The following is a 400-nucleotide window of genomic DNA, read 5'->3' as shown; positions in this document are numbered from 1 at the left end:
CGAAGCGTATCGGCGTTCGTTCCGTCCTTCATCGGCTCCCAGTGCCAAGGCATCCACCGTGCGCTCTTTATAACTTAACCACTGCATGCGCGATGAGCGGCGAATCTCTTCGTCAGCTTGTTCCCTGTGATCCTCATGTAATTAAGGAACTTCTGCTAAAAACGTGTACGTCCTGTACACAACGCAGAAGTCACCACTTCCTGTGGAAGTTACATTCCGGTTCTCGGAAACGACGCTTCCTCGATCTTCTTGCTCCTAGCACATGCCATTTATGATTCGTCGCTTGATCGAAAGATCAATTGAATAATCATTTTGGATGTTTCTTGACTTTGTTGCTTGTTTTCGTTATCCAGTTTTCAAGGTTCATGGCTGCCTTTCGGCTCGCCGGTGAAGGAATGCT

1 rRNA gene is annotated in these 400 nt (G+C 47.8%); it reads right to left on the bottom strand.

What is annotated here, in order from left to right:
* Positions 1 to 80 (bottom strand): 23S ribosomal RNA (locus AA84_RS0114640); the annotation flags it as partial.
* Positions 81 to 400: the final 320 nt, after the last annotated feature.

The sequence above is a fragment of the Sporolactobacillus terrae DSM 11697 genome (assembly GCF_000648615.1).
Taxonomy (GTDB): domain Bacteria; phylum Bacillota; class Bacilli; order Bacillales; family Sporolactobacillaceae; genus Sporolactobacillus; species Sporolactobacillus terrae.
The sequence above is the reverse complement of the archived record's forward strand: the minus strand, read 5'-3'. Positions and strand labels throughout refer to the sequence as shown.